This is a genomic window from Salipiger marinus (assembly GCF_900100085.1).
Lineage (GTDB): Bacteria > Pseudomonadota > Alphaproteobacteria > Rhodobacterales > Rhodobacteraceae > Salipiger > Salipiger marinus.
The window spans coordinates 98454-115487 of sequence record NZ_FNEJ01000008.1; the positions used below are offsets into that span (position 1 = coordinate 98454).

Genomic DNA, 17034 nt, shown 5'->3' on the forward strand with positions numbered 1-17034 from the left:
CTCTCCTCTGCCGGTCCTTGCTCTGCCGGTCCTCCCTGCCAGCCCCGGCTCAGCCCGCCTTGCGCTGCTGGGTCTGCTGGCTCTGGGACAGCATCCGCTCGGCCCAGGCAAGCTGCTCTTTCAGCTCGTCGATGGCACCGGACAACTCGTCGCGCTGGCGCTGCATTTCGGCCAGCCGCTCCTGTGCGATGTCATAGGTCCGGGCCAGCTGGACCTGCTGCCCCTCGCCAGTGTCATAAAGCTCCAGAAGCTGGCGGATGTCTTCGAGGCTGAAGCCGAAGCGCTTGCCGCGCAGGATCAGCTTCAGCCGTGCCCGGTCGCGCCGGGTAAAGAGCCGCTTCTGGCCGTCGCGCAGGGGGAACAGCAGTTCCTTCTGCTCGTAGAATCTCAGGGTCCGGGGGGTGACTTCGAAAAGATCACACATCTCTCGGATGGTCATGGTGGTGTCGGGGTTCATGTGGTGTGTGCCTCACTCTGCGTAAGCTGCAGGGGGAGGTGCGGTCTTGCCTGCCATCATACAATGGGATTTTCAGACCAAACCATCGGGACGCGGCGTCACTTGCAAGTTTACGTAACTTCCTTTCGCGTCACCTGAAGGAGCAGGAATTTTCTTTCTGGTCGATTTGATCAAATTGACGGAGGCGCGCCGGATCCCGGCCGGAACAGAGGCCCCAAAGGGCTTCGGGCCGCCTCAGCTGCTCGAATCGTCGGCCTTTTTCAGATAGGCGGCGGTCTGGTCGCGCAGATCCACCAGCTCGGTCAGCGCCTCGTCGATGAGGCGGCGCTGGCTGCGCAGCTCTTCCATCTGCGCATCGGCCATGGTGACCCAAGCGCGCATCTGCGCCTCGGTGCCTTCGCGCTCGTAGATCAGCAGCCACTGCCGGATGTCTTCCAGCGGAAAGCCGAACCTGCGCCCGCGCAGGATCAGCGTCATCCGCGCCACCTCGCGCGCGCCATACCAGCGGGCGCGGCCCTCGCGCGCGGGGCTCAGCAGCTCGATATACTCGTAATAGCGCAGCGTCCGTGGCGTGACCTCGAAGCGCTCGCACATCTCCTTGAAGCTCAGTCGGGTCTCGCGCATCGCGTCCTCCTTGCGGGCGAGACCCTAGTGCGGGGACATGCAGGTGGCAATGCTTGCCGCCCGGCGCTTGCAGCCCGACCGGGCGCGGCCCATAAAGAGCCGTCCGAACGGAGACCATGCCATGACCAGCGACCGGATCGCGCACGCCCGCAGCTTCATCGACCAGATCCCGCAGGCCCGCGCGCTGGGGCTGGAAATCCTGTCGATCGGCGAGGGGCGGGCGGAAATCCGCATGCCGTGGTCGGCGGATCTGGTGGGCGATCCGGAAACGGGCGTGATCCATGGCGGCGCCGTCTCCACGCTGATGGACACCTGCGGCGGGGCGGCGACGCTGGCCCATCCCGCGGCCCCCGCCGCCACCGCCACCATGAGCCTGCGCATCGATTACCTGCGCGGGGCCACGCCCGGACAGGCGATCACCGCGCAGGCCGAATGCCACCACGTCACCCGGTCGGTGGCCTTTGTCCGCGCCGTGGCGCTGGACGAGGACACCCGGCGCCCGGTCGCCACCGCCACCGGCACCTTCACCATGGAGCCCTCCGCATGAGCCGTCCGCGCCCCGATCCCGTGCAGGTGGTCAAGCAGCGCCGCGACACCGCGCTGCGCGCGCTGGCCAGCGGCGTGCCCTATGTGCGGTTTCTGGACATCAATTTCGACCGGCGCGGCGACGAGCTGACCGCCGTGATGAGCTATGACGACAAGCTGATCGGCAATCCGCATCTGCCCGCGCTGCATGGCGGGGTGACGGCGGCGCTGCTGGAGGTCACCTCGATCATCACGCTGGGCTGGACGGTGATCTGGGAGGATCTGGAAAGCGGCGCGCTGTCGCTTGACGCGCTGGAGGCGGGGCGGCTGCCGCGCCTGCCCAAGACCATCGATTTCACCGTGGATTACCTGCGTTCCGGCCTGCCGCGCGATGCCTATGCCCGCGCCCGCGTCACCCGGCAGGGCCGCCGCTATGCCAGCGTGCATGCCGAGGCGTGGCAGGACAACCGCGCCCGCCCCATCGCGCAGGCGGTGGCGCATTTCCTGATGCCGCGCGGCCAGACCTGACCCTTCATCTTGCCTGAAAAACTCCGGGGGAAAGCTGCGGCACGCAGCTTGGGGGCAGAGCCCCCTGCAGCCCCGCCCTGAGGAGCCCCCGATGACCGCCTCGGATCCCCGCCTGAGCCATGGCCGCGTGCTCAAGATCGCGCTGCCGATCCTGCTGTCCAATGTCACCGTGCCGATCCTTGGCGCGGTGGACACGGCGGTGGTGGGGCAGATCCCCGCACCCGAACCCATCGCGGCGGTGGGGGTGGGGGCCATCGTGCTGTCGGCGATCTACTGGACCTTCGGCTTCCTGCGCATGGGCACGGTGGGGCTGACCGCGCAGGCCGCCGGCACCGGCGACCGGGCCGAGGTGCAGGCGCTGCTGCTGCGCGCGCTGCTGCTGGGGCTGGCGGGGGGCGTACTGCTGATCCTGCTGCAGGGGCTGATCTTTCGCGCGGCCTTCGCCGTCTCGCCCGCCAGCGCCGAGGTCGAGGCCATGGCGCGCAGCTATATGGGCATCCGCGTCTGGTCGGCGCCCGCCGCCATCGGGCTTTACGGCATCACCGGCTGGCTGATCGCGCAGGAGCGCACGCGGGCGGTGCTGGTGCTGCAGCTGTGGATGAACGGCGTGAACGTGGTGCTGGATCTGGCGCTGGTGCTGGGCTTCGGCATGGGGGTGGAGGGCGTGGCCATCGCCACCTTCGTGGCGGAATGGTCGGGGCTCGCCATGGGGCTGTGGCTCTGCCGGGCGGGGCTTGGCGGCGCACGCCGCCTGAGCGCCGCGCAGGTGCTGGATCCGCGGCGGCTGCGGCACATGGCGGCGGTCAATGGCGACATCCTGATCCGCTCGCTGCTGCTGGAGGCGATCCTTGTCTCCTTCCTGCTGGTGGGGGGGCGGTTCGGCGACGTGACGCTGGCCGCCAATCAGGTGCTGCTGCAGTTCCTGATGATCACCGCCCATGCGCTGGACGGCTTCGCCTTTGCCGCCGAGGCGCTGGTGGGGCAGGCGGTGGGGGCGCGCAATCTGGCGCGGCTGCGGCGCGGCGCGGGGCTCGCGGCACTCTGGTGCGGGGTGGTGGCGGCGGTGCTGGGGCTGGTGTTCTGGCTGGGCGGCGCGGGGCTGGTGCGGCTGATGAGCGCCGATCCGCAGGTGCAGGCCATGGCGCTGACCTATCTGCCCTGGGTGATGCTGACGCCGCTTTTTCAGGTGGCGGCGATGATGTTCGACGGCATCTTCATCGGCGCCACCCGGTCGGGGGACATGCGCAACATGATGGCGGTGTCGGCGCTGATCTATGCGGGCGTGCTGGCGCTGGCACTGGCGCCTCTGGGCAATCACGGGCTGTGGCTGGCCTTTCAGGTGTCGTTTCTGGCGCGCGGGCTGACGCTGGCGCTGCGCTATCCGGCGCTGGAACGGTCGGTGATGGCGTAAGGGGGGCGCTGCCCCCCTGTGACCCCCCGGGATATTTGAGGCCGAAGGAAGCGCAGGGCGCTTCGGCTCTGGCCAATGACGCCCTGCGTGGATTAGACAGGGAAAACTTCCGCAGGAGAGGCGCAATGGACGATCTGGTCAATTCCTTCATGACGGGCCCGGACGAGCAGGGCCGCTTCGGCATCTATGGCGGGCGCTTCGTGTCCGAGACGCTGATGCCGCTCATTCTGGAGCTTGAGGCGCAGTATGAGCGGGCCAAGACCGATGACAGCTTCTGGTCGGAGATGGATTTCCTCTGGAAGCACTATGTGGGCCGTCCCTCGCCGCTCTATCATGCCGAGCGGCTGAGCGCGCAGCTGGGCGGCGCCAAGGTCTATTTCAAGCGTGACGAGCTGAACCATACCGGCGCGCACAAGATCAACAACGTGCTGGGCCAGATCATTCTGGCGCGGCGCATGGGCAAGACCCGCATCATCGCCGAAACCGGCGCGGGCCAGCATGGCGTGGCGACCGCCACGGTCTGCGCCAAGTTCGGGCTGAAATGCGTGGTCTATATGGGCGCGCATGACGTGGAGCGGCAGCAGCCCAACGTGTTCCGCATGCGTCTGCTGGGCGCCGAGGTGATCCCGGTGACCTCTGGCCGCGGCACGCTGAAGGATGCGATGAACGACGCGCTGCGCGACTGGGTGACCAATGTGCGCGACACCTTCTACTGCATCGGCACGGTGGCGGGGCCGCATCCCTATCCGGCCATGGTGCGCGATTTCCAGTCGATCATCGGCAAGGAAACCCGCGAGCAGATGATGGAGGCCGAGGGCCGTCTGCCCGACACGCTGGTGGCGGCGATCGGCGGCGGGTCCAACGCCATGGGCCTGTTCTATCCGTTCCTTGACGATCCGGAGGTGCGGATCATCGGTGTCGAGGCGGGCGGCAAGGGCGTGAACGAGAAGATGGAGCATTGCGCGAGCCTGACCGGCGGGCGTCCCGGCGTGCTGCATGGCAACCGCACCTATCTGCTGCAGGACGATGACGGGCAGATCCTTGAAGGCTTCTCGATCTCGGCGGGGCTGGATTATCCGGGCATCGGGCCGGAACATGCATGGCTGCATGACACGGGCCGGGCGGAATATGTCTCGATCACCGACCGCGAGGCGCTGGAGGCGTTCCAGCTGTCCTGCGCCACCGAAGGCATCATCCCCGCGCTGGAGCCCAGCCATGCGCTGGCGCATGTGACGAAGATCGCGCCGAGCCTGCCCAAGGATCACCTGATCGTCATGAACATGTGCGGGCGGGGCGACAAGGACATCTTTGCCGTGGCCAAGCATCTGGGCGTCGATCTGGGCTGATCCGGCAGGCCTGACCCGCGGCGGCCGCCCCCTGGGGCGGCCGCTGGCATGTCGGGGTAAAGGTTTGGAGCGCGGTCTGGCTGCCGCGTGCCGGGGTCCTCAGTCGACCCTGTGCAGCTCGAGGGTTTCCAGCGGCACCACGTCCAGCGCCTTGAGATGGGTGGAATCGAGCCGCACGCCCGGGGCGCAGCCTTCTTCATGGGCCTGCAGGAAGCGCAGCGCGCAGAGGCACCACTGGTCGCCCGGCTTCAGCCCCGGAAAGCGCAGCCCGGGGCGCGCCGTGCTGAGGTCATTGCCGACATATTTGGAATAGGCGAGGAATTCCTTGGTCATCACGGCGCAGACCGTGTGGCTGCCGCTGTCCTCGACGCAGCTGTTGCAGTGCCCGTCGCGGAAATAGCCGGTGAGCGGATCGACCGAACAGGGGTGAAGCGGCTGTCCCATCACGTTGTGGGCGGGATATTTCTGCATCGCAGTCTCCTTGGGCCGGGCGGCGCTAGCGGAAGCGGTCCGCGAGCCTTTGCAGCGGGTTGCGGGTGTCGGGCGCGGGCTCTGCCTGCGGGGCGGGACGCTCCGGCGCGGGAGCGGGCGCGGCGGGGGCCGGGGTGGCGGTCTTGGAGGAGCGGGCGGGGGCGACGCGCAGCGCCACGGCGTTTTGGAACCGGCCCGTATCGCCCGCCGCCAGTGCCGGGGCACCATCGGAGATGCCGCGCAGCAGATCGTCAAGCCAGTCTTCTTCGGCCTTGGCGAAGTCGTGCAGCACATAGCCCGCCACCGCCTCCTTGCGGCCGGGATGGCCGATGCCGAGCCGGACGCGGTGATAGGCCTCGCCGATATGGGCATGCAGCGAGCGCAGGCCGTTATGGCCCGCATGGCCGCCGCCGGTCTTCACCCGGCATTTGCCGGGGGCCAGATCCAGCTCGTCATGAAAGACGGTGATCTCGGCGGGGGTCAGCTTGAAAAAGCGCATGGCCTCGCCCACCGACTGGCCGGAATTGTTCATGAAGGTCTGCGGCTTGAGCAGCAGCACCTTTTCCTGCCCCAGCCGTCCCTCGGCCACCTCGCCCTGAAACCGGGCCCGCCACGGGGTGAAGCCGTGATCCTCGGCAATGCGGTCCAGAGCCATGAAGCCGATATTGTGCCGGGTCCGGGCGTATTTGCCGCCGGGATTGCCGAGCCCTGCCAGAATCTGCACTGTCGCGTCTCCGTTCTGCGCCCATACCGCCCTAGATAGGGTGGGACAGGCGATAACACAGAGACAAAGGAGAGGCCATGTATCTGACCATGAACCGGTTCCGGGTGGTGCCCGACCGCGCCGCGGAGTTCGAGGAGATGTGGAAAAGCCGCGACAGCCATCTGAAATCCGTGCCGGGATTCCGCAGCTTCGCGCTGCTGCGCGGCCCCGACCGCGGGGATCACGTGCTTTACGCCTCGCACACCGTGTGGGCGGACGAGGAAAGCTTTGCCGCATGGACCCGGTCGGAGGCATTTCGGGCCGCACATCGCGGCGCCAAGTCCAGCGACGGCATGTATCTGGGCCCGCCCGAGCTGGAGCTGTTCGACGCGGTGCAGGTTCTGGAGTGAGCAAATGCAAACGGCCCCGCCAAGGCGGGGCCGTAAATCGTCCGGACCGGGAGGATTATTCCTCGGCGGCCTCTTCTTCGTCCGCGTCATCGGCCAGCAGGCCGCGCGGGGCGGAGATGTTGGCGATCACGAAGTCACGCTCCACGGTGGGCGTCACGCCTTCGGGCAGGGTCACGTCGCTGATGTGGATGACGTCGCCCATCTTGCGGCCATCCAGATCCACGGTGATGTGGTCCGGAATCTCGGCTGCCAGCACGTTGAGTTCCACCTCGGGGCGAACCACGGTCAGCACGCCGCCGCGCTTCAGGCCGGGGCTCTTGTCCTCGTTGATGAAATCGACGTGGATGAACAGGTTGATCCGCGTGGTGCGGCGCAGGCGCATCAGGTCGACATGGGTCGGCAGGTCCTTCACCACGTCGCGCTGCACGTCGCGGCAGATCACGCGCACGTCGTCATGGCCTTCGACCTTCAGGTTGAAGAGCGTCGACTTGAACCGACCGGCCTTCAGGCGCTTCAGCAGCGCGTTGAACGGGATCTGGATTGCAAGCGGCTCTTTTTCGCCACCAAAGACAATCCCCGGAACCATGCCGTCACGACGGGCCTGCCGAGCGGCGCCCTTGCCCGTCCCCGACCGTTCCAGGGCTTCGAGATCAGGAATCTCACCAGCCATATTATTTCTCCACAGATAAGGGCAGGGTGCCTCCAAGGCTGTCACCCCGCGATGAAGGCTGCCCCTTAGACCGAAACGCCGCGTCGGGCAAGAGCCCGCGCGCGGAATCTGCGCCGGGCGGGGGCGCGGGTTCTGGACGCGGGGCGCGCGGCGTGCAAGGTCGGCGCCATGACCCTGCTGCATGACCTTCGCCTGATCCGCCGCCCCGTTGCCGCCTTTGCCGCCATCGGCGTGTGCTGGGGCGCCTTTGCGGGGGTGGTGCCCGCGCTGAAGCTGCAGGCGGGCATGTCGGACGGGGCGCTGGGGGCGGCCATGCTGGTGGCGACCTTCGGTGCGGTGGCCGCCATGTGGCTGGCACCGCAGGCCGAGGCCCGGCTGGGCCGTCAGGCCATGCCGGTCTTTGCGCTGCTGCTGGGGCTGGGGTTCTCGCTGCCGGGGCTGGCGGGATCCACCGCGCAGTTCGCGGCGGCGATGCTGGTCTGTGCCGCGGCGGCGGGCACGCTGGACGTGGCGATGAACACGCATCTGGCGGGGCTGGAGGCGCGGTCGGGCCGTCCGCTGATGAACCTTGCCCATGCCAGCTATTCGCTGGTCTATGCCGGGGCGGCGCTGGCGGCGGGGATCGCGCGCGGCGCGGGCCTGCCGGTCTGGGCGATCTTTCTGGGCGCGGGGGCGGTCACGCTGCTGCTGGCGCTGGCGACGCGCGGCGCCAAGGCCGCCGCCGAGCCCGAGACGGCCCCCGCCGGATCCGCCGCCGTGCCATGGCTGCTGGTGCTGCCCGCCGGTCTGGTGATCTGCGTGGGCTTTCTGTCGGAACAGGCGACAGAGGCTTGGTCGGCGCTGCATCTGGAACGCAATCTGGGCGCCGATGCGGTGGGCGGCGCGCTGGCGCCGACGCTGCTGGGGCTGACCATGGGCCTCGGGCGGCTGACCGGGCAGGGGCTGGTGCAGCGGCTGGATGTGGGCCGGGTCATGGCCGCAGGCGCCACGCTGGCGGCAGCGGGGGCCGTGCTGGCGGCGCTGGCGCCCACGGCGCTGATGGGCTGGGCGGGCTTTGCGGTGCTGGGGCTTGGCGTGTCGGTGCTGGCGCCCATGGGCTATGCGTGGCTGGGGGTGCGGCTGCAGCCTGCGGCCCGGGCGCGGGCGATTTCGCGCGCGACGGTGGTGGGCTATGCCGGGTTCTTCCTTGGCCCGCCGCTGATGGGCGGCCTGTCGGAACTCTTTGGCCTGCGCGTGGCCTTTGGTGCGGTGGCGCTGCTGCTGCTGGTGCTGCCGCTGGTCCTGCTGCCTGTGATGGCGCGGCGCTAGGGCCGCGCCACCACTGGTTCCGGCTCAATCCTCCCAGTCGCCGGAAAACCCCTTGGGGATCATCAGAATGTCGCGGTCGACCGTGTCAAGCTGGGTGCGCCCGCACAGCGCCATGGAGGTATCAAGCTCCTTGTGGATCACCTCCAGCGCGCGGGTCACGCCCGCCTCGCCCATGGCGCCCAGCCCGTAGATATAGGCGCGCCCGATCCAGCAGCCCTTGGCCCCCATGGCCACCGCTTTCAGCACATCCTGCCCCGAGCGCACGCCGCTATCAAGATGCACCTCGATGCGGTCGCCCACCGCGTCCATGATCGGCGCCAGCGCCCGGATCGAGCTCAGCGCCCCGTCCAGCTGCCGCCCGCCATGGTTGCTGACCACGATGGCATCGGCGCCGACATTGCAGGCCTCCAGCGCGTCGCGCGGGTCGATGATGCCCTTGATGATCAGCGGGCCGTCCCACATGCGGCGGAATTCGCGGATGCGGTCCCAGTCCAGCGCCTGATCGAAGCTCTGCGCGGTCCATGTGGTCAGCGAGGACGGATCGTTCACGCCCTTGGCATGGCCCACGATATTGCCGAAGAACCGCCGCTTGGTCTGCAGCATCTCCAGGCCCCATGGCACCTTGGTCATCATGTTGGCCACGGATTTCGGCGTCAGCTTGGGCGGGGCGGACAGGCCGTTCTTCAGATCCTTGTGGCGCTGGCCCAGAATCTGCAGGTCGACCGTGATCACGGCGGCAGAGCATTTTGCCGCCTTCGCCCGGTCGAACAGGCGCTTCATGTAATCGTCGTCCTTCAGCGTGTAGACCTGCATCCAGAACGGCTTGTCGGTGTTTTCGGCCACATCCTCGATCGAACAGATCGACATGGTGGACAGGCAGTAGGGCACGCCGAACCGGGCGGCGGCACGGGCGGCGAGGATCTCGCCATCGGCATGCTGCATCCCGGTCATGCCCACGGGGGCCAGCGCCACCGGCATCGCCACGTCCTGCCCGATCATCCGGCTTTTGGTGGACCGCCCGGTCATGTCCATCGCCACCCGCTGCCGCAGGTAGAGCTTGCTGAAATCCGAGCAGTTCTCGCGGAAGGTCTGTTCGGTCCAGCTGCCCGATTCGCAGTAGTCGTAGAACATCTTCGGCACCCGGCGCCGGTACAGGCGCTTGAGGTCCGCGATTTCGGTGATTACGGGCATGTTTGGTCCGTCCTCCGCAATGTGGTCAGGATTCCTTACCGCCTGAGGCGCGGTGACGCAATGATCCGCGCTTGCCCCTGCGGCGTAAGCGGAGTCTGCTGCGGCAAAACAGGCAGGAGGCGGCATGCTGGACATCCTCTGGGGCACAGGCGGCGGCGCGGTGGCGGCGCTGGCCACGACATTGGGCGCGCTGCCCGCCGTGGTGGGGCGGCGCATGTCGCAGGGCACGCAGGACATGATGCTGGGCTTTGCGGCGGGGGTGATGCTGTCGGCGGCCTATTTCTCGCTGATCCTGCCGGGGATCGAGGTGGCCGAGGCGCGCAGCGGTTCGGTCTGGATCGCGGCGGGGATCGCGGCGGCGGGCATCGCACTGGGGGCGGCCTTTGTCGGCTGGCTGAATGCGTCGATCCCGCACGAGCATTTCCGCACCGGCCCCGAAGGGGGCGCGGATCAGGCAAAGCTTGCGCGGATCTGGCTTTTCGTGCTGGCCATCGCCATCCACAACTTCCCCGAGGGCCTGTCCATCGGCGTGGCCTTCGGGCTGGACCGGGCCAATGGCATTTCGGTGATGACCGGGATTTCGCTGCAGGACATTCCCGAAGGGCTGGCCGTGGCGGTGGCGCTGGTGGGTCTGGGCTATTCCCGGCGCAAGGCGCTGGCCTATACCGCGCTGACCGGGATGGTCGAGGTGCTGGGGGCGTTTGTGGGGGTGATCGCGGTTTCGGTCAGCGCGGCGCTGCTGCCTTGGGGGCTGACCTTCGCGGCGGGGGCGATGCTCTATATCATCAGCCACGAGATCGTGCCCGAAACCCATCGCAACGGCCATCAGATGCGGGCGACCACGGGGCTGATCTTTGGCCTGATCCTGATGATGTTTCTGGACGTGACACTGGGCTAAGCGCGGTTCCCAACGGGTGCGCGCTCTGCTATGCGGGGCGCGTCCCGGTCCAAGGAGCAAAGCCCATGGCACACAAGGTTTTTATCGACGGCGAGGCAGGCACCACCGGCCTGCAGATCCGCGAGCGGCTGGAAGGCCGCGCCGACATCGCGCTGGTGCAGGTTGACCCTGCGCGCCGCAAGGATGCGGGCGCGCGCGCCGAGGCGCTGGCCGAGGCCGAGGTCGCCATCCTGTGCCTGCCCGACGATGCCGCGCGCGAGACCGTGGATCTGGCCCGGGCGCATGGCACCCGGATCATCGATGCCTCCACCGCGCATCGCGTCGCCGAAGGCTGGGTCTTCGGCTTTGCCGAAATGGCGCAAGGCCAGCGCGCGGCTATTGCCGGGGCGCAGTATGTGTCGAACCCCGGCTGCTGGTCCACCTGCGCCATCGCGCTGATCCGGCCACTGGTGGCGGCGGGGGTCATCGACGCGGGCCAGCCGCTGTCGATTTCCGGCGTGTCGGGCTATACCGGCGGCGGCAAGTCGATGATCGCGGAGTATGAATCCGGCGAGGCGTCGGGGTCGTTCCTTTATGCCGCGGCGCAGGGCCACAAGCACCTGCCGGAGATCCTCAAGCACGGGCTGCTGACGGCGCTGCCAAGCTTCGTGCCTTCGGTCGGCGCCTATGCGCAGGGCATGGCGGTGGCGCTGCATCTGCCCGCCCTTGGACCCGAGGGTTTCGCCCGCGCCGAGGCGGCGCTGCGCGCGGCCTATGAGGGCGAGCGTTTCGTGTCGGTGGTCGCGGCCTCCGAAAACGAGCCGCGCGTGATGCCGCAGCGGCTGAACGGCACCAACCGGCTGGATCTGTCGGTGCATGGCAATCCGGAGACCGGGTCGGCGGTGCTGCTCGCGGTGCTGGACAATCTGGGCAAGGGCGCCTCTGGCGCTGCCGTGCAGAACCTCAACATCATGCTGGGCGTCGACGAGGGCGCCGGGCTGTGACAGCAGGGGCGGGCGCCGGATCCCGGCGCCTGCCCATGCCGCCTATCGGGCGAGGCCCTGCGCCTCCAGCCAGTCGCGCGAGGGCAGGATGCCCGCCGCATCGCGCAGTTCCATGATCAGACGCGGGCGCGAGGTGAGCGGGGCGAGGGCCGCAAACACCGCGTGCCAGTTCACCGTGCCCTGACCGATGGCCCAGTGCCGGTCGGCATAGCCATCGGCATCCTGCAGGTGGATGTGCCGCAGCCGGTTGCCCGCGCGGTGCACGTAATAATCCACGGGCGGTGCGCCGGTGCTGCCATGGGCGTACTGCGCGTGGCCTGTGTCGATGGACACCGCCACGGCGGGGCTGCTGAAGCTGTCGGCCAGCAGGCAGCGGGCATCGGGATCCTTGTCCTCGATATTCTCCAGCACCATGGTCACGCCCGCATCTTCGGCCTGCGCGATCACCGGATCCAGCGTGTCATGCACCAGCGCCACCATGCGGTCGCGGGCATCGGGATAATTGTCGAGGTTGTTGTAATCCCATGTGCTGTAGGGGCTGTGGATGACCATCTGCGTGGCGCCAAGCGCGGCGCAGACCGACAGGCCCTGACCCATGCGCCGGGTCACCAGCGCGCGCAGGTCGGGATCGGGATTGGCAAGGGACAGGCCCCAGAACGGCCCGTGGATGCCAAGCCGTCCTTCATAGCCGTCCAGCAGGCTGCGGGCGCGGTCCACCTGCGGCTGCCAGTCGCCGTTCAGCACCTCGGCATCGATAAAATCCTGCAGTTCCAGATCGCGGTGATCGGCAAGGATCCAGTCGCGCAGGCTGTCCAGCGTGTCGAGCGGCATCGCCGCTCCCAGCAGGGGAAGGTCGGTCATGGCGGAGGCTCCTGTGTCGGGTGCAGTGGGCATGTCTGCCCGCGCAGCTACCCGCCACGGATGACACCGCCATGACAGCGGGTCAGGCGCGGTGCGCGCCGTCCGACAGCGATTTCACGAAGGCCAGCACCTCGTCCACCGGCTTGCCCGAGGCGATGGCGCCGACGATGGCCGAGCCCACCACGCAGCCATCCGCGACCGAGGCGATGGCCTCTGCCGTCTCGGGGGTGCGCACGCCGAAGCCCACGATGATCGGCAGGTCGGTCTGCGCCTTGATCCGCGCCACTTCGGGGGCGACATCGCCCGCCTCCGCCGCCGCAGCCCCGGTGATCCCGGTGATGGAGACGTAATAGACAAAGCCCGAGGTGTTCTGCAGCACCTTGGGCAGGCGCTTGTCATCGGTGGTGGGGGTGGCGAGCCGGATGAAGTTCAGTCCGGCCTTCTGCGCGGGGATGCACAGTTCGTCATCCTCTTCGGGGGGCAGGTCGACCACGATCAGCCCGTCGATCCCCGCCTCGCGCGCATCGGCCAGAAACTTGTCGACGCCGCGGCTGTAGATCGGGTTGTAATAGCCCATCAGCACGATGGGGGTGGTGTCGTCGCCCGCGCGAAAATCCCGCACCAGCTGCAGCGTGCGCTCCAGCGTCATGCCGCCCGCCAGCGCGCGCTGTCCGGCAAGCTGGATGGTTTCGCCATCCGCCATGGGATCGGTGAAGGGCAGGCCCAGTTCGATGATGTCGACCCCGGCGCCGGGCAGGCCTTTGACCACCGCCAGCGAGGCGTCATAGTCGGGATCCCCCGCCATCACATAGGACACGAAAGCCTTTTTCCCCGCAGCGCGGAGGTCGGCGAATTTGGCGTCGATGCGAGTCATGGCGTCCCTTTCCCTTGGTCCCGGTCGGTCTGCCGGAACGGCGGGGGAAAATCAATCCGTGACAGGCGCTGCGGCGCGGGTGGTCAAAGATGCGTGGCGAGCCAGTCCTGCACCGGGTCAAGCCGGGCATAGGCCTCAAGCAGCGCCGCCACCGGATCGGCGTCCAGCGCCTCCTCCAGCCCGTCGATCCAGACCACCAGCCCGACGCGATCCGCCAGCGGCCCGCCGGAGGAGTCGCGGTCCAGCGGCGGCGCGGGGCGCAGCCCGGAGGCTGCCAGCCGGTCCAGCAGATCCGCGCCCGCAGGCCCCGCCACCGCCCGCGCCCATGCGGCGCGCTGGCCGGGATCAAAGGACATGATGCCCGCCCCGGCGGTGGCGTAATCGAGCGCCAGCCCGAAAAACCACGCCCGCCCGTCACCTGCGGACCAGAGCGCGTGCAGATGGGTGTGATAGGGGGTCTTGTCCTCGCTGTGGCGCACATCGCGATGCGGGCGGAACAGCTTGGCGCGCAGCGCCTCGCCGCGCCGCGCCTCAAGCTGGGGGGTGACCTGTTCGATCAGACGCTCCGCGGGGCGCTTCACCTCCGCGTCATAACGGCCCTTCTGGGCGCGGAACCAGCCGCGGTCGTTATGGTCTGCCAGATCGGCAAGAAAGGCGCGCCCCCGAGAGGCGAATCCGGTCAGGTCGATCTTGCTGGGCATCAACGTCTCCCGATCTTATGCGTGGTGACGCAGACCTAGCGCGAACCCGCCGAAAGTCGCGTGCTCCCGCTTGCCCCCTGCGCGAAACCGGGTAGGGTCCGCCGTCATGACACGCCTGACCGCCTTTCTGCTGGCCCTGCTGCCCGCCCTTCCGGCAGGCGCCCATCCGCATGTCTTCGCCGATGTGGGGCTGGCGCTGACGCTGGATGCGCGCGACCGTGTCGTGTCGGTGGACGTGACATGGCGCTATGACGATTTCTTCTCGCTGCTGATCCTCGAGGATATGGGGCTTGATCCCGATGGCGACGGGGTGCTGACCGGGGCGGAACTGGACCAGCTGGCGCGCTTCGATCTCGACAACTGGTATGAGGGATTCGAGGGCGACCTTTACCTGTATTCCGGCGGCAAGAAGCTGGATCTGGGCGCGCCCGATTTCGTGGACGTGCGCATGGTGGGCGGACAGATCGAATCCGTGCACCGCCGCAGCGTCGATCCCGCCCCCGCCGACGGGCTGGTGATCCGGCCTTACGATCCCACCTATTACATCGCCTTCACCGCAAACCTGCCTGTCACGCTGCCCGACCGCTGCAGCGCCCGCGTGACCAAGCCCGATCTCGACGCGGCGGACCGCGCCCTGCAGGCCGAGCTTGCCAAGGTGCCCGAGGACCAGTTCGAGGTCATCGAGATGGGCGAGACCTTCGCCGACCGGATCGACGTGACATGCGCGCCCTTGCCCTGACCGGCGCCGCGCTGGTGCTGGCGCTGGCGGTCTGGCTCTGGGGGTTTGGCGGCGAGGCGCAGGTGGTGCAGGCCGCTGCCGAAGGCCAGCGTTCGGCGCAGCAGGCCATGGCGCGCGGGCTGCGCGCGCTGCGGGCGGGCGAGCCGGGGGCACTGCTGGCGCTGATGGGGGTGTGTTTCGCCTATGGCTTCTTTCACGCGGTGGGGCCGGGGCATGGCAAGCTGCTGATCGGCGGCTACGGGCTGGCGCGGCGCGTGGCGCTGGGGCGGCTGTCGCTGCTGGCGCTGGTTTCCAGCCTTGCGCAATCCGCCGCCGCCGTGCTGCTGGTCTATGCCGGGGTCTGGATCCTCGGCTGGAGCCGCGAGCAGATGACCGGCGCCGCCGAAGCGGTGTTCGAGCCCGCCAGCTACGCCGCCATTGCCGCCATCGGGCTGTGGCTGGTCTGGCGCGGCGGGCGCAGGCTGTGGCAGGCTTTGCGCTCCGCCCCGGCCCATGACGCCCACCACCACCACCACCACCACCACCACCACGCCCATGATCCCGCCACCTGTGCGCAATGCGGCCATGCCCATGGCCCCAGCCCGGAACAGGCGGCGCAGGTGCACAGCCTGCGCGACGGGCTGCTGCTGGTGGGGGCCATCGCGATCCGGCCCTGCACCGGCGCGCTGTTCCTGCTGATCCTGACATGGCGCATGGGGATCGATGCGGCGGGCATCCTTGGCGCCTTCGCCATGGGGCTTGGCACCGCCTCGGTGACGCTGGCGGTGGCGCTGGCCTCGGTCACGCTGCGCGAAGGCGCACTGACCCGGCTGGCCTCCGGTCCCGGCGCGCCGCGCGCTCTGGCGGCGATAGAGGCCGGGGCGGGTATTCTGGTCACTGTGCTCGCCTCTCAGTTGCTGCTGCGCGCGCTCTGATCTTGCCTCTGCCGCAGGCTCCGCCTAAAGCCCGATTATGACCCAGTCGATGACCTATTCTGCCCATTTCCGCGCCGTTCTGGTAATGGGCCTGCCGCTGATCGGTGGCCATCTGGCGCAGCTCACCATCGGGCTGACCGACACGCTGATGATGGGGCGCTATGGCGTGCCGGAACTGGCGGCGCTGACGCTCGCCTCCACGCTGTTCATGGTGCTGTTTCTCTTCGGCTCGGGATTCGCCTTCGCGGTCATGCCCATGGTGGCGCAGTTCGCGGCGCAGGGCGATCTGACCCATATCCGCCGCGCCACCCGCATGGGGCTGTGGCTGTCCACCGCGTTTTTCCTGCTGTGCCTGCCGCTGTTCTGGTGGTCGGGCACGCTGCTGCAGGCGCTGGGGCAGACGCCGCAGGTGGCGCTGGACGCGCAGCTTTACCTGCGGATCGCAGGCGTGGGGCTGCTGCCCGCGCTGGGGGTCATGGTGTTCAAAAGCTACCTTGCAGCGCTGGAACATACCCGCGCCGTGCTCTGGCTGACCGTGCTGGCCGCCATCATCAACGCCGTCGCCAATTACGCGCTGATCTTCGGGGAATGGGGCGCGCCGGAGCTGGGCATCCGCGGCGCGGCGCTGGCCTCGGTCGCGGCGCATCTCAGCGCGCTGGCGGGGGTCATTGTCTATGCGCGGATGAAGCTGCCGCAATACCCGCTCTGGCAGCGCTTCTGGCGCCCCGATACCGAAATGCTGCGCGAGGTTTTCGCGCTGGGCTGGCCCATCGGCCTCACCACGCTGGCCGAGGTGGGGCTGTTTGCCGCCACCGCCGTGCTGATGGGCTGGATCGGCACCGTGCCGCTGGCCGCACATGGCATCGCGCTGCAGCTGTCGGCGGCCACCTTCATGGTGCATCTGGGCTTTTCCAACGTGGCCACGGTGCGGGCCGGGCAGGCGCGCGGGCGCGGCGATGTCACCTATCTGGTGCGCGGATCATGGGCGGTGCTGGCGCTGTCCGGCGTCGCGGTCATCGCCACCATCGCCGCCTTCCTGCTGATCCCGGAGCCGCTGCTGGCCCTGTTCCTGTCCCCCGACGAGCCGCAGCGCGAGGCGATCCTGCGGCTGGGCAGCCAGCTTCTGATCGTGGCGGCGGCGTTCCAGCTGGTGGATGCGGCGCAGGTGGTGGTGCTGGGCCTGCTGCGCGGGCTGCAGGACACGCGGGTGCCGATGCTGATCGCGGGCTTCTCCTACTGGGGGCTGGGCCTGCCGGTGGCGCTGGGTCTGGGCTTCTGGGCAGACTGGGGCGCTGTCGGCATCTGGTCGGGTCTGGTGATCGGGCTCGGCATGGCGGCACTGCTGCTCCTGCGCCGCTTCTGGGCGCGCGCCGTGCCCGCGATGGCGCAGCCGGGCTGAGCCGCCATCTTGCGCTTGGCC

General features: G+C 68.6%; 20 protein-coding genes. 11 read left to right on the plus strand and 9 right to left on the minus strand.

Translation table 11 applies throughout. The features are described 5' to 3' along the window. Positions 1-49: 49 nt before the first annotated feature. Together BLR51_RS10785 and BLR51_RS10790 are read right to left on the minus strand one after the other, a co-directional pair. Positions 50-457 (minus strand): MerR family transcriptional regulator, encoded by a 408-nt coding sequence (locus BLR51_RS10785; RefSeq protein ID WP_089846753.1) that lies wholly within the window; start codon positions 455-457, stop codon positions 50-52. Between the two features lie 234 nt (positions 458-691). Continuing rightward, positions 692-1081 carry a MerR family transcriptional regulator gene (locus BLR51_RS10790; protein WP_089846755.1) on the minus strand — a complete coding sequence of 130 codons (390 nt, stop codon included), beginning with the start codon at positions 1079-1081 and terminating at the stop codon, positions 692-694. 121 nt (positions 1082-1202) lie between these two features. Between BLR51_RS10790 and BLR51_RS10795 the strand changes: the two genes are divergently transcribed. The 4 genes from BLR51_RS10795 to trpB all read left to right on the plus strand — a co-directional run bounded on the left by BLR51_RS10795 (position 1203) and on the right by trpB (position 4891). After that, on the plus strand, positions 1203-1628 hold the full coding sequence (locus tag BLR51_RS10795) for a PaaI family thioesterase (RefSeq protein ID WP_089846757.1): 426 nt from the start codon (positions 1203-1205) through the stop codon (positions 1626-1628). Beyond that, positions 1625-2134, plus strand: coding sequence for a PaaI family thioesterase (locus BLR51_RS10800; protein ID WP_089846759.1), 510 nt, complete (start codon positions 1625-1627; stop codon positions 2132-2134). Before BLR51_RS10795 ends, BLR51_RS10800 begins: the two co-directional genes overlap by 4 nt. Positions 2135-2225: 91 nt before the next feature. Continuing rightward, positions 2226-3545 (plus strand): MATE family efflux transporter, encoded by a 1320-nt coding sequence (locus BLR51_RS10805; protein WP_089846761.1) that lies wholly within the window; start codon positions 2226-2228, stop codon positions 3543-3545. Positions 3546-3670: 125 nt separating this feature from the next. Continuing rightward, positions 3671-4891: a tryptophan synthase subunit beta gene (gene trpB, locus BLR51_RS10810; protein ID WP_089846764.1), complete on the plus strand. Its 1221-nt coding sequence runs from the start codon at positions 3671-3673 to the stop codon at positions 4889-4891. Between the two features lie 99 nt (positions 4892-4990). Here the strand turns inward: trpB and BLR51_RS10815 are convergent, their stop codons facing one another. Beyond that, positions 4991-5362 carry a DUF2237 family protein gene (locus BLR51_RS10815; protein ID WP_089846766.1) on the minus strand — a complete coding sequence of 124 codons (372 nt, stop codon included), beginning with the start codon at positions 5360-5362 and terminating at the stop codon, positions 4991-4993. A gap of 25 nt (positions 5363-5387) precedes the next feature. After that, complete coding sequence (gene pth, locus BLR51_RS10820; protein ID WP_089846768.1) at positions 5388-6086, minus strand: aminoacyl-tRNA hydrolase; 699 nt, start codon at positions 6084-6086, stop codon at positions 5388-5390. 77 nt (positions 6087-6163) lie between these two features. Between pth and hmuQ the strand changes: the two genes are divergently transcribed. Beyond that, entirely contained in the window at positions 6164-6475 is a 312-nt protein-coding gene (gene hmuQ, locus BLR51_RS10825; RefSeq protein WP_089846770.1) for a heme-degrading protein HmuQ, read from the plus strand. 55 nt (positions 6476-6530) lie between these two features. On the opposite strand, the gene BLR51_RS10830 is transcribed toward hmuQ, so the two are convergent. Then, the gene (locus BLR51_RS10830; protein WP_089846772.1) at positions 6531-7145 is read right to left on the minus strand and encodes a 50S ribosomal protein L25/general stress protein Ctc; all 615 of its coding nucleotides are present in this window, start codon (positions 7143-7145) and stop codon (positions 6531-6533) included. A 168-nt stretch (positions 7146-7313) separates the two neighbouring features. On the opposite strand from BLR51_RS10830, the gene BLR51_RS10835 reads away from it, so the two are divergent. After that, the gene (locus tag BLR51_RS10835) at positions 7314-8453 is read left to right on the plus strand and encodes an MFS transporter (protein WP_089846774.1); all 1140 of its coding nucleotides are present in this window, start codon (positions 7314-7316) and stop codon (positions 8451-8453) included. Between the two features lie 24 nt (positions 8454-8477). On the opposite strand, the gene BLR51_RS10840 is transcribed toward BLR51_RS10835, so the two are convergent. After that, positions 8478-9644 carry an alpha-hydroxy acid oxidase gene (locus BLR51_RS10840; protein ID WP_089846776.1) on the minus strand — a complete coding sequence of 389 codons (1167 nt, stop codon included), beginning with the start codon at positions 9642-9644 and terminating at the stop codon, positions 8478-8480. 124 nt (positions 9645-9768) lie between these two features. On the opposite strand from BLR51_RS10840, the gene BLR51_RS10845 reads away from it, so the two are divergent. Both BLR51_RS10845 and argC read left to right on the plus strand, forming a co-directional pair. Beyond that, complete coding sequence (locus tag BLR51_RS10845; protein WP_089846778.1) at positions 9769-10542, plus strand: ZIP family metal transporter; 774 nt, start codon at positions 9769-9771, stop codon at positions 10540-10542. A gap of 65 nt (positions 10543-10607) precedes the next feature. Continuing rightward, positions 10608-11525, plus strand: a complete 918-nt coding sequence (gene argC / locus BLR51_RS10850; protein ID WP_089846780.1) for an N-acetyl-gamma-glutamyl-phosphate reductase — start codon at positions 10608-10610, stop codon at positions 11523-11525. A 42-nt stretch (positions 11526-11567) separates the two neighbouring features. Here the strand turns inward: argC and BLR51_RS10855 are convergent, their stop codons facing one another. From BLR51_RS10855 to BLR51_RS10865, 3 genes are all read right to left on the minus strand, one after another. Next, on the minus strand, positions 11568-12386 hold the full coding sequence (locus tag BLR51_RS10855; RefSeq protein ID WP_089846782.1) for a sugar phosphate isomerase/epimerase family protein: 819 nt from the start codon (positions 12384-12386) through the stop codon (positions 11568-11570). 82 nt (positions 12387-12468) lie between these two features. Further along, positions 12469-13260 (minus strand): tryptophan synthase subunit alpha, encoded by a 792-nt coding sequence (gene trpA / locus BLR51_RS10860; protein WP_089846784.1) that lies wholly within the window; start codon positions 13258-13260, stop codon positions 12469-12471. Positions 13261-13343: 83 nt separating this feature from the next. After that, positions 13344-13961: a DUF2461 family protein gene (locus tag BLR51_RS10865; RefSeq protein WP_089846786.1), complete on the minus strand. Its 618-nt coding sequence runs from the start codon at positions 13959-13961 to the stop codon at positions 13344-13346. A 106-nt stretch (positions 13962-14067) separates the two neighbouring features. On the opposite strand from BLR51_RS10865, the gene BLR51_RS10870 reads away from it, so the two are divergent. From BLR51_RS10870 to BLR51_RS10880, 3 genes are read left to right on the plus strand one after another with little or no spacing between them, the layout of a single operon-like run. Continuing rightward, positions 14068-14700, plus strand: coding sequence for a DUF1007 family protein (locus tag BLR51_RS10870; RefSeq protein WP_089846788.1), 633 nt, complete (start codon positions 14068-14070; stop codon positions 14698-14700). Beyond that, complete coding sequence (locus BLR51_RS10875) at positions 14682-15614, plus strand: nickel/cobalt transporter (protein WP_089846790.1); 933 nt, start codon at positions 14682-14684, stop codon at positions 15612-15614. The genes BLR51_RS10870 and BLR51_RS10875 overlap by 19 nt, the downstream gene beginning before the upstream one ends. 37 nt (positions 15615-15651) lie before the next feature. Then, complete coding sequence (locus BLR51_RS10880) at positions 15652-17013, plus strand: MATE family efflux transporter (RefSeq protein ID WP_089846792.1); 1362 nt, start codon at positions 15652-15654, stop codon at positions 17011-17013. Positions 17014-17034: the final 21 nt, after the last annotated feature.